This window comes from Bradyrhizobium sp. CCBAU 51765 (assembly GCF_015291725.1).
GTDB classification, from domain to species: domain Bacteria; phylum Pseudomonadota; class Alphaproteobacteria; order Rhizobiales; family Xanthobacteraceae; genus Bradyrhizobium; species Bradyrhizobium liaoningense.
In genome coordinates this window covers 1,831,454-1,844,893 of sequence record NZ_CP030038.1, presented here as the reverse complement: position 1 = coordinate 1,844,893, position 13,440 = coordinate 1,831,454, and the positions used below count along the sequence as shown (strand labels likewise).

Sequence of the window (13,440 nt, the reverse complement as noted above, 5' to 3'; positions counted from 1 at the left end):
GGGGCAAGCGTGGACGCGATGCCGATGCGGCGAGCGGGTTGCCTGAGGCCCGTCCGCTCCGAACACGGACGGACAGCTGCCAGGAAGCTACGTGGATCCCGGTCCGAGCGCCTTCTGCATCAGGACCGTATCGACCCGACGACCCAGCTTGAAGCCGACGGCGGACGAAGTCCCGACCGGCTGGAAATTCAGCTTCCTGTGGCGGGCGATCGAGCCGACATTTTCGCTATTGCCGATGACGGCGATCATCTGCTGCCACGGGCTGGCCTCGTAGCGCAGTGAGCGCCGTCCCGGCGCCACGCGCATGCAAGGTCATGGGCGACGGAGCCGATGCACGATCCGGCTGCTAGCTGTAGAAGATGCCTCCGTCCACGTTGAGGGCCTGGCCGGTCACGAACGCGGAATCATCTGACGCAAAGAACGCTACCGGACCGACGACGTCCTCCGGTTGTCCGAGCCGGTGCAGGTCGGTGACCTTCTCGAAATAGGCAACTCGTTCGGGATCACGGAGATTGTTGAGCCCCATCTCCGTCACGATGATGCCTGGACATACGGCATTCACGGTGATGCCGTGGCCTCCGAACTCCATGGACGAGACGCGCGTGAAGCCGACCACCGCCGACTTCGACGCAGCGTAGTGGGACTGTCCAGGACCGCCCGTTCGTGCGGCGAGCGAGGCGATGTTGACGATCCGTCCGTATTTGCGCTCTTTCATATGCGCCACCACGGCCTGGGTCATCTGGAACACACCGCGCGTGTTGACGGCGAACGTCTGGTCCCACGTGTCGGTCGTCAGCTCGTCGATGGTCGCCAGCCTGAGAATCCCCGCATTGTTGACGAGGACATCGATGTGCCCAAGTCCCCGGACGGCTTCAGCCACGGTCCGCCTGCAATCGCCGGCATCGCTCACATCGCCCAGCACCGGGATGCATCGGCCGCCAAGTTCCCTGACCTCTGCAACGGTCTCGAGAAGGACCTTCTCCTGAGCAGCGATGTCGGTCAGCGCGAGATCGTAGCCGCGCCTTGCAAGGCCGATGGCTATCGCGCGGCCAATTCCGCGGCTTGCTCCCGTCACGATCGCATGTCGGGCCATGTTGCGTTCTCCCCTGTTGTTCGGATGAATACTTCTTAACGGTGTGAATGGATCAGGCGCGAGCAGGCTTGCGGACCGGGAGCGTGTTCATGGCCTTCACGGTCTCGTCGAACGACACGAGATTGGCGCCCGAACCCAGCCCCGTCGCGACGATCGCGGCCGTCGCGGTCGCGAGCCTGGCACACTCGAGCAGGTCCCAGTCGCGAACCAGACCGGCGATAAAGCCGCCCGTGTAGGAATCGCCGCATCCCGAGGTATCGCGGACCGCGACCTCGAACGCCGGCACGGTGAACTGACGTCCGTCGCGCGTCATCACGAACGAACCAGCAGCACCGAGAGAAATGGCGCAGGCCCCCGCGCCCTTGTCGATGAAGAACCGCGCACACGCGGCGGGATCGTCGGTTCCGACCATGGCACTGGTCTCATCGATGCTCGGCATGAAGAAGTCGACATAGGGCAGCAGCGGCTCGACCAGCGCCAGCGTTTCACGCCGCGCCTGGATGAGATCGAGCGTCGTCGTGCAACCGGCCGCCTTCGCGTCGCGCAGCAGTGCGACGGATGGCGCGCCGTCCATCGCCAGCAGGGAGCCGACTCCCCCGAGATGCAGAATCTTGCTCCGGCAAGCGGCCTTTTGCGTCTCGGGTGCGATAAGCCAGCGGGCCGAGGCACCCCTTGCGTGCATGACCGGACGCGAGCCGTCGGGCCGGATCGGCAGGATCGTGGCCGAGGTCGGACTGTCGGCCATCCGCTCCATGAGAGAGATGTCGATACCTTCGCGCTCCAGCGTGTTCAGCATCCAGTCGGCCTTCTCGTCGGAGCCGACGGCGCCAACCGCGAGCGCCTCCAGACCAAGACGCGCACAAGGGACGACCGTTCCGCCGGCAGTGCCTGCGACCGCGAGCCGAATTTCCTCGATCAGCAGACGACCGCCACCTGGCGGAATCTCGGTCACTGGCACGCCCAGAATATCCAGAATGTAGGTGCCGCAGACGCTGACGTCGTGAGAGTAAGCCATGAGTTTCTCGCAGAGATTTTTGGTTTGATCTGATCTAGCCGGACTGCGCGGGAGCCTTGGATGCGCCGTCGCTATCGCGCAGGCCGTACTGCCCCCATCGCTTCAGAATGCTGTCGATTTCCTCGTCCGGCAGCAGCGGAGGAGAGCCAAGCTGAAGACAGCCGTGATACTGCTTGGCGAGCACCTCGACCTCCACCGCGAGCCACATGGCCTTGCGCAAATTGGGACCGACGGCGATCAGCCCGTGATGTGCGAGCAGGCAGGCGCGGCGATAGCGAAGCGCGTTCAGGGCGGCCTGCGAAAGCTCCGCCGTGCCGTATTGAGCATAGGGCGCGCAGGGAATGTCGTTTCCGCCGGCAGCCGCGATCATGTAGTGAATCGCGGGGATCGAGCGATTCATGATCGCGATGATCGTGCAGAAGATCGGATGGGCGTGAACCACGGCGCCAACCTCCGGCTTCGACTTCAGGATGTCGAGGTGAAAGCGCCATTCCGTCGACGGAACGTTGCCGGCCGACGCGGTCCACGAGCCGTCCCACTTCATGGCCACGATGTCCTCGGGCCTCATGCGGTCGTATGGAAGACCGGACGGCGTGAGCAGGATGCCGTCGTCGGTTCGAACGCTGATGTTTCCGGACGTACCCTGGTTGATGCCTTGCGCCGCCATCTCGCGGCACGCGTCGATGATGGATTGACGACGTTCGAGCTCCGTATCGCAGTCGCTCATGCCCTGTTTCCAATTCGCGTTCATGCACCTACTCCGAGCTGGACCTGGCGGTCGACCAACAGCCAGGTGGCTCGCGCGGTCGCCAGCACCTCCTGCTCCGCATCGAGCAGGGCGCTTTCGGCAAAGAGCTTGCGACCTTCCCGCCCGGTCGGCCACGCCACCACCACGCATCGATCTCCGGGACGCGGTAAGCGATCGATCCGCGCGGCCATGCGCCCGAGCAGGGCCGTCTCGTCACCGTTCAGTCCGAAGTGACGGGCGGCCACGCTGCAATAGCCGGTCGGGCAATCGAGAGCGGCCCAGATGAATTCGGGCGCGACATGACCGTCCTCGCCGGACAGACTGCCATGGGGCACCCAGGACGCCGCGAACACGACGGGCTTGCCCGGGACTGCCTCCGCCTGCAGCGGACCTGCGAAGATCCGGAGACCGTCGCCATGGCCACGTGCGGGGCCGCAGACGAAGCATCCCGGAAGGTTGTGGGTCTGCTCGTCGTAGGGTGTTCTGCCGACTGCCTCTTCGGCCGCCGCATAGCTCACCCGGGGAATGTCCGACACATCGATGCCTGCTGCACGCGCCGTCGCGAGCAGCCCGCCGTTTTCGCGCAACTCGATCGCGCCGTCGGCCTTCGTCAGCACGTCGAGCGGCCGCTCCAGCGGCGGCGGGGCGCGCAACGTCACCTCGGCGTCTCCGGCAAGGTGCCTTGCGAGACATCCGCAAACGTAGCCTCCGTTGCCGGAATTTGGCGGGCCCCGGAAGCGTCTGTCGATGACCAACGATACCATTGCAGTTTTCGTCCGCGGTGTTCAGCGTCCCATCGCGAAGAACTCGTCGTTCGGACGCATGCTGGTGACGTTGGCGAGGCGGTTCGACATGCCGAAGAAGGCAGCGATGGCGGCAATGTCCCAGGCGTCCTCCTCGGTGAATCCGTGTCCCTTGAGATCGACGATGTCGGAGTCGTCCACCTCATAGGCGCGCGCCGAAACCTTCATCGCGAAATCGAGCATCGCCCTCTGTCGGGCAGTGATATCGGCCTTGCGGTAATTGACGGCGACCTGGTCCGCGATCAGCGGATTCTTCGCGCGGACGCGCAGGATGGCGCCGTGCGCGACGACGCAATACTGACATTGATTGGCGGCGCTGGTCGCGACGACGATCATCTCGCGCTCGGCCTTGGTGATCGGCCCGGGCTTGTCCATCAGAGCGTCGTGATAGGCGAAGAACGCCCGGAACTCGTCAGGACGATGCGCCAGTGTCAGGAAGACGTTGGGGACGAAGCCGGACTTCTCCTGAACCGCCTCGATCCGCGAGCGGATATCCTGCGGCAGGGTTGCGATATCGGGGACGGGAAAGCGGCTGATGGCGGGCGCAGACATGTTCCAAGCTCCTGTTAGACTGCCGCGAGCGCGACGAGCGTTTCCTGATAGGCCTCGAACGCATCGCGCCGATCGGCGGCGTGCGGCTCGACTCGCACGAGGCAGGTATGGGCCGAGCAGCCCTGGCCGAATTGAGACGTGCCGATATCGAGCGTGAGCACGTTCGGATTGCCCGCGACCTCAAGGCCGCTATTGCCGGTCGGTGTAAACCAGGCACCGGTCGGAAGCACGAGCACACCTTGACGGACCTTGTCGGTAACCTCTGCCGTCGCAAGGCACTCCCCGCGGCCGTTCCAGATGCGGATCGTCTGGCCGTCGGCAATGCCGAGAGCAGCCGCGTCGTCAGGATGAAGGCGAGCCTGTTCACGGCCATTGCGTTTCATGCTCCGGCTCGATGCGCCGGTTTCGAGCTGACTGTGAAGACGGCCAGCCGGCTGGTGCGAGATGAGGTGCATCTGGTCGGCGTCGGCGGCGTTGCCGAGCCATTCAGCCGGCTCGATCCACGCGGGATGCGAGCGGCAGTCGGCATAGTCCAGCCTGGCCAGTGTCTCGCTGCCGAGCACGATCTTTCCGCTTTCGGTCTTGAGCGCGTGCGCCTCCGGCTCGTTGCGGAAGTCCGCCAAGAAGGTGTGTTCTGCCTTGACCGGGCAGCGGGCATAGCCGGCTTCCCAGAACGCATCGAAATCCGGCATCGCGAAGCCGAAGCGCTGCGAGGCATCGCTGCGGCAGGCTTCGTAGAGATGGCGGACCCAGCCCATTTCGTCCCGGCCCTCGTTGAACCGATCGGCCACCCCGAGCTTGCCTGCGATCGCGTTGAAGATCGCGAAGTCGGAGCGGGATTCGCCCAGCGGCTCGATGGCCTTCTTCATTGCCAGGATGAAATCGGAGCGCCTGTTGCCGGCAAGATCATTGCGCTCGATCGACGTGGTTGCCGGCAGCACGATATCGGCGCGCTGGGCTGTCGCCGTGAACATCGGGTCCTGCACGATGATCGTTTCGGGCCCCGTCCAGGCTTCCGACAGGCGATTGAGGTCCTGGTGATGATGGTAGGGATTGCCGCCCGCCCAATAGACCAGCCGCGTATCCGGATAGGTGCGGACCTTGCCTTCATAGCTAAACGACCCGCCGGGATTGAGCAGCATGTCGCTGATGCGCGCCACCGGAATGAAGCTGTCGATGGGCCTCGTCAGCTGTGAAATGGCAGGAGAGCGGCCCAGATTGAGCGGTGCGCCCACGCCCCCCAGCGAGGCGTAGCCGTAGCCGACGCCGCCGCCCGGCAATCCGATCTGACCGACCACCGATGCAAGTCCGAGCGCCGCCCAGAACGGCTGTTCGCCGTGATGGGCGCGCTGCAGGCTCCAGCTCACCGTCAGCATGCTCCGCGTGTCGACAAGGCGCCTCGCCAGCGTCGCGATCCTGTCTGCATCGAGGCCGCAGATGTTCGCAGCCCAGACGGCGTCCTTGCGTCCGCCATCCGTCTTGCCTTCGAGATAGCCGAGCAGGCGATCCGCGCCGCTGGTGCAGCGCGCGAGGAAATCCCTGTCTTGCCGGCCCGCTTTCACGATCTCGCCGGCAAGCCCGAGCATCAGCGCAGCGTCCGTGTTCGGCCGGATCGGCCACCATTCGGCATCGACCCAGTCCGGCAGATCGTCCTTCAGCGGCGAGACGTGGATGACCTTGACGCCGCGCTCGACGATTTTCCTGAGATAGGTCTCAAGGCGATGGCTGCCAATTCCTCCGGCCTCGTTTTGCGCGGTTCGCGGCGAGAGAGCACCGAACACCACCAGCGTCTCGGTGTGCTGCGCGATCGTGTCGAGCGTATTGGCGCGGCCACCGCATGCGTCGTCGCTGCCCAGCGTGTGGCGCAGGATCACGGGGCCTGCCGCGATCGAATAAGTGTCGACGTGCCTGGTGAAGCCGCCAACCAGATTGAGCATGCGCTTCAGAAGCGAAGACGCATGATGCAGGCGGCCGGAATTGGTCCAGCCGTAGGAGCCCGCGAAGATCGACGCGTTGCCGAACGTCCCGGCCACGCGGCGCACTTCGTCCGCAACCAGCGTCGTCGCCTCGTCCCAGCTGACCGCGACGAACTTCTCGCGGCCACGTCCGCGGCGATCGCTCTTCTCGCGCTTGTCGAGCCAGCCCGAGCGGACCATCGGTCGCAGCACGCGCCGCTCGGGATTGGCCCATTCGGCAATGGAATGGATGATCGGGGACGGCGCCGGATCGTGCTCGAACGGCTCGACGCCGACGATGCGATCGTCCTCGACGAGGATCGTGTACGCACCCCAATGGCTGCAATGCGGGACCCGCTTGATCCTGCTCATGCGTCGACCGCCACAAGCTCGCGCCGCATCTGCGCGGCGAATTCCGGATACGTCTCGGCGAGTTCATCGAACACGCGGCCGCGGAGCAGGTCCAGCGTCGATCGGTCTGGCAGCGCGGTCTGCCGCGGCTCGGCGTCATGCGCAAACTGAAAACCGGTCGCCTGCTTGATCTCGGCCAGATCGTGCCCGGGGTGAACGCTCTCGAGTTCGAATCCCGGCCGCGTCTTGTCGAACCGAAAGAGACCCTTGCCGGTCAAGAGAGCGACGGGGCCGCCGCTCCGAAACACTCCCTCGGGACTGACGCCGGGGGCACTGATGAAGTCCACCTTCTCGACGAAAACGCGCGGCGTATGCTCCTCGCGGAACAGGATGACCCGCGGCACGACGAAATAGAGATAGGCCGACCCGAACGAGCCGGGCCAGCGCACGTTGGAGCTTGGGTAACCACCGGTGCCGACGAGGTTCACATTGCCGAAGCCGTCGATCTGGCCTCCGCCGAGGAAGAACGCGTCGATCCGGCCCTGACCGGCACAATCGAACAGCTCCGCCGAGCCGTTGGTGAAGAAATTATGCTCGACAGAACCGAGAATGGAGATGCGTGGGCCGACGGTGCCGCCCGCTTCCTTCATTGCACGCAGCAGCATCGCGCCGGCGGCGGGAATCGGAGAGGAGGCGCCTACGGCGACGTGCCTGACCCCGTCGAGCAACCGCGCGATCGTGCAAATCAGCACTTCGCGAGGGAGAACGTCGGCCATCACGCGGGCTCCATCTGCGCCTGCGCCATATAGGCAGAGAAGCCGTCGGCCGTTCGCGCGGCCTTCGCGTAGCGTGCGATCTCTGCGCTATCGGCCGGATATTCGCCCCACAGACCGTAGGGCCACGCCCCCTTCGGAGCGCGCGCGACTTCCGTGACGTAGAGCGCCGGCAGCACGCCGGCAGCGCTCATCTCGTCGGCGAGCAGGTTTTCCTCGACGATTCGCTCCACCGTGACCAGAACGGTGCGCGAAGCGTAGGCCATGGCGGCAAGTTCGCGTCGCCGTCCGATCCAGACATTGCCGAAGCGATCAGCCATCGGCACATGGAAGATCGTGACGTCGGGCTTGATGGCGGGAATCAGCACGATCGGATCGCCTCCATCCGCCAGCGGATTGTCGACGACGCGCCAATCGTCGCGATGGCGGAGCAGATCCGTTCCGATCAGCCCTCGCAGCGGCATGAAGGGACTGCCCTTCTGCGCCGCGATCAGGCCCGCATGGATCGCAGGACACGTCGCGTCCTTCAGTCGAACCGCGCCTTCCTTGACGGCGGCGTTGAAGCGGGGCGCTCCACCCGCTTCGCCGAGCGAGACGGCGCTGGTCTCCACCGTCCGGACCAGACCCGCGCCGATGAGCTGATCGACCTGCATTCCGCCGGTCGGCACGCAGACGAGATCGAGATTGCCCGCGCCATGCTCGATGATGGGCCGCGTCATGGCCATGGAGACGCCGGCGTAGTCGACCGGCAGCGCCACGCGCATGCCCGGCTCGATGTGCTTCGCCATTGCGCGAGGCTCGCTCAACACCATCATCCTCCCTGTGATATGTTCTATATTGTAGAACGCTATTCCAAGTTTATGTTAGGCGGATCGGGACGACCCTGTCAATCTGGCTTCACCGATGGAGCCTTTGTTTGCAGGGGATCCCGCCTCCGCATGGATCGCAGCGGCGCGCCATTGCGCCGCGATCGGGTGTCTCGACTTGACAAGACGGCGCGCTGCGCCAACAATAATTGGAATAGTGTTCTACAATATAGAACAATTTGGGAGGAGAGAATGGGTGAGCCCGCGGCTCTGCGCGCAATGCGCTCCGGCGATGCGAACGCTCGGACGTCGCCGACCGGCCGCCTCCGGGAACGCGACGCCATCGGATCGAGCATCGCCGTCCGCGACGCGGTGAAGAGATACGGCAGCTTCCACGCGGTCGACCGCATCAGCATCGACATCGAGCCGGGCGAATTCATCACGCTTCTTGGCCCTTCCGGCAGCGGAAAGACGACGCTGCTCAATCTCGTGGCCGGATTCCAGAGCCTCGACAGCGGCGAGATCCTCGTCGACGGCAAGCCTGTCCACAACGTGCCCACGCACAAGCGTGGCTTCGGCATGGTGTTCCAGAGCTACGCCCTTTTTCCAAACATGACGGTCAGCCAGAACGTCGCGTTTCCACTTCGCATGGCGGGCGTCGACCGGGCGACCGCGGAGCGTCGTGTCGCCGAAACGCTGGAGATCATGCGGCTGACGGAGCATGCGACGAAATCTCCTTCGCAAATGTCGGGCGGGCAGCAGCAGCGCGTCGCGATCGCGCGGGCCATCGTGAGGAGGCCCAAGGTCGTGCTGATGGACGAACCCCTCAGCGCCCTGGACCGGCGGTTGCGCGAGCAGATCCAGATCGAGATCCGCGACCTTCACCGGACCATCGGCAGCACAATCCTGTTCGTGACCCATGACCAGGGCGAAGCCCTGACCATGAGCGACCGCATCGCGGTGCTCAACGCCGGCAAGATCGTTCAGATCGGCCGCCCGGTGGACATCTATCGGCATCCGAGCGACCGCTTCGTCGCTTCGTTCGTCGGCGAGAGCAATCTGATCGAGGCCGAGATTCTGCAGAAGCGCGGATCGACGCTGACGATGAAAAGCCGCGCAGGATACGTGTTCAACGCCGAAAGCCGGGACACAATCGACGTCGGACGCGCAACGGTGCTCGTGCGTCCGGAACGAATCGCCGTGTCAAACGAACCGACTGCGAATTCCGCGCCCGTCAGCGTCACGTCTTCGATCTTCCTCGGCGAGATCCTGCGGATCGAGGCCCAGATGGAGGGCGGAGAGCCGCTGCTGATCAGGTGTACCGACATGGCCGACCGGCCCCTGCCGAACGTCGGGGATCGTCTGCACGTGAGCTGGGGCGCTGCGGACTGCTGGGTGCTTGCATGACCTCGGCATCGTTCGGCGTCCAGGCGGAGCGTCCTGCGGATCTCGACCTCCTCAGGAGGTTGAGGGATCCCGCGCTGCTGCTCCTGCCCGCGCTCGCCTTCCTGGCCTTCATCTATCTGCTGCCGCTGATCGATCTCATCCGCATCAGCGTGAGCGGGCCGTCATGGACGTCCTACTTCGAGCGGGTATTCGCGATACCGCTCTATTGGGATTCGCTCGTCCGCACCATGCAGATCTCGGTCACGGTCGCGGTCCTCTGCCTGCTGTTCGGATATCCGACGGCGCTGCTCATTCACCGCAGCCGCGGCATTACGCAGGCCCTGATCGCGACCGCGATCGTGCTGCCCTATTTCATCGCCATCCTGATCCGGACCTACGCCTGGATGGTCCTGCTTGGCCGCAACGGACCAGTCAACAAGCTGCTGGTTTCGATCGGAATATTGAGCGAGCCCGCGCAGCTCCTGTTCAATCGCGGCACGGTGCTTCTCGGCATGACCGCGGTGCTTCTGCCGCTGATGGTGCTGACGATCTATTCCAGCGTGGCGCGGCTTGATCAAAGCCTGACGCGCGCGGCGCTTGCCAGCGGCGCCGGGCCCATTGCGGCTTTCTGGCGCGTGATGCTGCCACTGACCTTGCCCGGCATGGGCGCCGGCTTCCTGCTGGTCTTCGTCGCCGCGATCGGCTTCTTCATTACGCCAACCCTGCTCGGCGAACCCGGGGACCAGATGTTTGCCATGCATATCACCCAGCAGGCGGACTCGGTCACATCTGAAGGATTCCTGCAGGCCTTGGGCGTGGTGCTGCTGACGATCACATTGGCGGTGGTCGCGGTGGCCGGACGCTTCCTCGGATTCGAGTTCATCTGGGGCGGCCGCAAGCTGACGGAGGCCACACCAAGAACGACAGACCGCCACGCCGCCGATGTCGGCCGCCGCAGTCTCGGCGCCTCGGCTGCCGACGTGATCGGCTGGCCGCTTCTGAGGCTGTTCGGGCGGCTGCCGGCGAGCTTCGGGACCTGGACCGTTCGCCTCATGGGCGGGCTGGTCATTGCCATTCTCATCCTGCCGATCATCGTGGTGATGATCATTTCCTTCAGCAGCGCGAGCTATCTGACTTTCCCGCCGCCGGGCTTCTCGCTGCGCTGGTACGAGCAGTTCTTCTCCGATTCGAACTGGATGCGGGCGTTCTGGACGTCCCTGGTCGTCGCGGCGATGTCGGCGGGAATCGCGATCGTGCTGGGCGCGTCGGCCGCCCTCGGCATCGTCAGAAGCAGCATCCGCGGCAAGTCCACCATCATGCTGCTTCTCGTAAGTCCGATCATCGTCCCTCCGGTCGTGCTCGGCCTGTCGCTCTACAGCCTGTTCCTGCGTTTCGATATGGTCGGCTCCGTCTTCGGTCTCGCCGCGGCGCATGCGATCGGCGGCCTTCCCCTCGTCGTGGTGATCCTGTGCGCATCGCTCCAGGGCGTCGACGCCAGGCTCGAACAGGCCGCTGCCGTCCATGGCGCATCGTCCCTGACGGTGTTCCGCCTGGTGACCCTGCCGGCCATCATGCCGGGCCTCGCTGCCGCAACATTCTTCGCCTTCCTGCACTCGTTCGACGAACTGGTGCTGACGTTGTTCCTGTCGAGCGCGGAGCTGAAGACGCTCCCGCTCATGTTGTGGGGTGACGTCAACTACCGGCTCAATCCGGTGCTGGCCGTGGTCTCGACGCTGGAGGTGCTTCTGGTCGTCGCAGGGCTCGTCCTTGCACGACCCGTTCTCGCAACGTCACGGAAGGCAACGTGACGCAGATCAATTTCAACTGGAGGAAAGCAAAATGCTGGGAATGAAACACTGGCGACTGTCGGCTTCCGTATTGGCCTCAGCCCTGCTCGTCGCGATGGGAACGGGTCTGGCTCAAGCGCAGAGCAACGTCGTGATCATGCAGGATCCGGGCGGCGGGTATGGCGATGCATTGCGCAAGGTCATGTACGACCCGTTCGAGAAGGAGACCGGCATCAAGGTGGTCACCGTCCAGGAGGCCCGCAGCGGCCCGCGCATCAAGGCTCAGGCCGAAGCCGGCAAGGCGCAATGGGACCTGACGTTCATCTTCGACCAGGAGACGAAGCTGCTCGGTGACTGCTGCCTGGCCGATATCGACTATTCCAAGCTGTCGGACGGGGCGAAGCAAACGCTGGCGGCAATGCCGGACAACCTGAAGCGCAAGAAGGGCGTGGCGCTGCAGGTGATCGGCGTCGGCCTCGTCTACAACAAGGACAAGTACAAGGGCGAAAACGTACCGACAAGCTGGGCCGACTTCTGGGACGTGAAGAAATTTCCCGGCCGGCGCTGCATGCCCGCCTGGCCGCGTTTCGTGTTCGAAGCGGCGCTGATGGCCGACGGCGTCGAGAAGAGCAAGCTCTACCCGATCGACATGGAGCGGGCGCTGAAGAAGGTCAAGGAGATCAAGCCGCACATCGCCAAATGGTGGACGACATCCGCACAGCCGCCGCAGCTCCTGCTCGATGGCGAGGCCGACATGTGCATGGCCTACACCGGCTCGATGAGCAAGCTCGCCCTCGAGGGCGCTCCGATCGAGCTGACCTTCAATCAGGGCTTTATCTACTACGACTTCTTCTCCATTCCCAAGGGAGCGCCGAACTACGATAACGCGATGAAGCTGCTGTCCTGGCGGCTCGAGCCCAAGCGCGCGGCGCAGCTTACCTCGACCTTCCCGGTCGCCCTTCCCTCCCCGATCGTGTTCGAGGCTGCGACCGACAAGAAGCTCGCCCGCTACTGGGCCAACAACCCGGACAACGTCTCGAAAGCGATCGAATGGAGCCCGGATTATTGGGGCGCAGCTTCACCGGCCGGGAAATCCACCAACGAAGAGTACGGGCAGGAGAAGCTCAACGCCTTGCTGGCCCAGTAGGCAGGCCGATCGGCCCCGATCCGAAAGGATCGGGGCTGATTCCACACCCGGGCTATTGCCGTTCGCGCGTCCATGCTAGATCGAGTGAAAGATCATTCTATTTTGGCCGGTGGATGGATAAGGCTTTTATCAAGGGACTGCGTCTCCTGGAAGCACTTGCTCTGAGCGAGCAGCCCCGCGGGGTCACGGACCTCGCGAGCGAGCTGAAGCTCACCAAGAGCAACGTGCATCGGCTGCTGATGACTTTGCAGTCCCAAGGCTATGTGCGCCAGATCCCCCCACACAGCACCTACGAGCTCACGACCAAGATCTGGGCGCTCGGCAGCCATGTCATCCACCGGATGGATCTCATCAACGTCGCGCGACCGGCAATGACGAAGCTTGCCGAGATCACCGGCGAAACCATTCATCTGTCCGTGCTCGAAGACACCGACGTCGTCTACGTCGACAAGATCGAAAGCGCTCACCATATCCGCGCCCATACGAGCGTGGGCATGCGCGCACCCGCTTTCACCATGGCGACGGGGAAGGCGATGCTCGCACATATGCCTGATGATTACCTGGAACGATTCCGGCCGCATCTGAGGCGCTACACGGAAGCGACGCGAACGACGATCGAGGAACTGCGGGAGGACATCGAGCTGGCACGCGCGCAAGGCTACTCCTCCGTGCTGCACGGCGAATGGCGCGAGGGCATCGCGGCCTGCGCTTGCGCGATCCTCGGCCGCTCCGGCGAACTGGTGGGAGCGATCGGCATGTCCGGCCCCGACAGCCGCGTCAAGCGCAAGCAGATCAAGGAGTATTCGGTTCACGTCATGGAGGCGGCCCGGACCATCGGCGCCGCCCTCGGCTATTCCAGCAGGCCGGCGGCGTACCCTGCCGTGAGAGGCGTTTCTACACCGTCACATCAATTACGACGCGCCCGTTGACCCTGTTTCCTTTTTGGAGGTCATCCGACCTCGTAACCTTGCGGGCCGAAAAGCGTCAGGTGATGGGAAAGTCCGCCGGTCCTTCCGTCTCGCCA

The 13,440-nt window shown here is 64.3% G+C and carries 13 protein-coding genes; 4 read left to right on the top strand and 9 right to left on the bottom strand.

All coding sequences use genetic code 11. From position 1 onward, the window contains the following. Nucleotides 1-87: 87 nt before the first annotated feature. The 9 genes from XH96_RS08655 to XH96_RS08615 form a co-directional block, all read right to left on the bottom strand. Nucleotides 88-306, bottom strand: a complete 219-nt coding sequence (locus tag XH96_RS08655; protein WP_194392133.1) for a GNAT family N-acetyltransferase — start codon at nt 304-306, stop codon at nt 88-90. A gap of 40 nt (nt 307-346) precedes the next feature. Beyond that, the gene (locus XH96_RS08650; protein WP_194392132.1) at nt 347-1,093 is read right to left on the bottom strand and encodes an SDR family NAD(P)-dependent oxidoreductase; all 747 of its coding nucleotides are present in this window, start codon (nt 1,091-1,093) and stop codon (nt 347-349) included. A 52-nt stretch (nt 1,094-1,145) separates the two neighbouring features. Next, nucleotides 1,146-2,108, bottom strand: coding sequence for a carbohydrate kinase family protein (locus tag XH96_RS08645; protein WP_194392131.1), 963 nt, complete (start codon nt 2,106-2,108; stop codon nt 1,146-1,148). A 34-nt stretch (nt 2,109-2,142) separates the two neighbouring features. Beyond that, on the bottom strand, nt 2,143-2,835 hold the full coding sequence (locus tag XH96_RS08640) for an L-fuculose-phosphate aldolase (RefSeq protein WP_194392130.1): 693 nt from the start codon (nt 2,833-2,835) through the stop codon (nt 2,143-2,145). Nucleotides 2,836-2,855: 20 nt separating this feature from the next. Further along, nucleotides 2,856-3,515 (bottom strand): hypothetical protein, encoded by a 660-nt coding sequence (locus tag XH96_RS08635; RefSeq protein ID WP_371740015.1) that lies wholly within the window; start codon nt 3,513-3,515, stop codon nt 2,856-2,858. Between the two features lie 126 nt (nt 3,516-3,641). After that, complete coding sequence (locus XH96_RS08630; RefSeq protein ID WP_194392128.1) at nt 3,642-4,211, bottom strand: peroxidase-related enzyme; 570 nt, start codon at nt 4,209-4,211, stop codon at nt 3,642-3,644. Nucleotides 4,212-4,225: 14 nt separating this feature from the next. Then, the gene (locus XH96_RS08625) at nt 4,226-6,538 is read right to left on the bottom strand and encodes a molybdopterin-dependent oxidoreductase (RefSeq protein WP_194392127.1); all 2,313 of its coding nucleotides are present in this window, start codon (nt 6,536-6,538) and stop codon (nt 4,226-4,228) included. Continuing rightward, nucleotides 6,535-7,293 carry a CoA transferase gene (locus XH96_RS08620; RefSeq protein WP_194392126.1) on the bottom strand — a complete coding sequence of 253 codons (759 nt, stop codon included), beginning with the start codon at nt 7,291-7,293 and terminating at the stop codon, nt 6,535-6,537. The genes XH96_RS08625 and XH96_RS08620 overlap by 4 nt, the downstream gene beginning before the upstream one ends. Next, a complete protein-coding gene (locus tag XH96_RS08615; protein ID WP_194394077.1) occupies nt 7,293-8,102 on the bottom strand; it encodes a CoA transferase subunit A in 810 nt (269 codons plus the stop codon). Before XH96_RS08615 ends, XH96_RS08620 begins: the two co-directional genes overlap by 1 nt. A gap of 246 nt (nt 8,103-8,348) precedes the next feature. On the opposite strand from XH96_RS08615, the gene XH96_RS08610 reads away from it, so the two are divergent. The 4 genes from XH96_RS08610 to XH96_RS08595 all read left to right on the top strand — a co-directional run bounded on the left by XH96_RS08610 (nt 8,349) and on the right by XH96_RS08595 (nt 13,345). Beyond that, a complete protein-coding gene (locus tag XH96_RS08610) occupies nt 8,349-9,503 on the top strand; it encodes an ABC transporter ATP-binding protein (protein ID WP_194392125.1) in 1,155 nt (384 codons plus the stop codon). Further along, a complete protein-coding gene (locus tag XH96_RS08605; protein ID WP_194392124.1) occupies nt 9,500-11,290 on the top strand; it encodes an ABC transporter permease subunit in 1,791 nt (596 codons plus the stop codon). Before XH96_RS08610 ends, XH96_RS08605 begins: the two co-directional genes overlap by 4 nt. A gap of 31 nt (nt 11,291-11,321) precedes the next feature. After that, nucleotides 11,322-12,416 (top strand): extracellular solute-binding protein, encoded by a 1,095-nt coding sequence (locus XH96_RS08600; RefSeq protein ID WP_194392123.1) that lies wholly within the window; start codon nt 11,322-11,324, stop codon nt 12,414-12,416. 113 nt (nt 12,417-12,529) lie between these two features. Next, nucleotides 12,530-13,345, top strand: coding sequence for an IclR family transcriptional regulator (locus tag XH96_RS08595; protein ID WP_194392122.1), 816 nt, complete (start codon nt 12,530-12,532; stop codon nt 13,343-13,345). Nucleotides 13,346-13,440: the final 95 nt, after the last annotated feature.

Coding starts and splice junctions, on each gene's coding strand:
- XH96_RS08655 (WP_194392133.1), bottom strand. CDS start 306: ATGCGCGTGGCGCCGGGACGGCGCTCACTGCGCTACGAGGCCAGCCCG.
- XH96_RS08650 (WP_194392132.1), bottom strand. CDS start 1,093: ATGGCCCGACATGCGATCGTGACGGGAGCAAGCCGCGGAATTGGCCGC.
- XH96_RS08645 (WP_194392131.1), bottom strand. CDS start 2,108: ATGGCTTACTCTCACGACGTCAGCGTCTGCGGCACCTACATTCTGGAT.
- XH96_RS08640 (WP_194392130.1), bottom strand. CDS start 2,835: ATGAGCGACTGCGATACGGAGCTCGAACGTCGTCAATCCATCATCGAC.
- XH96_RS08630 (WP_194392128.1), bottom strand. CDS start 4,211: ATGTCTGCGCCCGCCATCAGCCGCTTTCCCGTCCCCGATATCGCAACC.
- XH96_RS08625 (WP_194392127.1), bottom strand. CDS start 6,538: ATGAGCAGGATCAAGCGGGTCCCGCATTGCAGCCATTGGGGTGCGTAC.
- XH96_RS08620 (WP_194392126.1), bottom strand. CDS start 7,293: ATGGCCGACGTTCTCCCTCGCGAAGTGCTGATTTGCACGATCGCGCGG.
- XH96_RS08615 (WP_194394077.1), bottom strand. CDS start 8,102: ATGGTGTTGAGCGAGCCTCGCGCAATGGCGAAGCACATCGAGCCGGGC.
- XH96_RS08610 (WP_194392125.1), top strand. CDS start 8,349: ATGGGTGAGCCCGCGGCTCTGCGCGCAATGCGCTCCGGCGATGCGAAC.
- XH96_RS08605 (WP_194392124.1), top strand. CDS start 9,500: ATGACCTCGGCATCGTTCGGCGTCCAGGCGGAGCGTCCTGCGGATCTC.
- XH96_RS08600 (WP_194392123.1), top strand. CDS start 11,322: ATGCTGGGAATGAAACACTGGCGACTGTCGGCTTCCGTATTGGCCTCA.
- XH96_RS08595 (WP_194392122.1), top strand. CDS start 12,530: ATGGATAAGGCTTTTATCAAGGGACTGCGTCTCCTGGAAGCACTTGCT.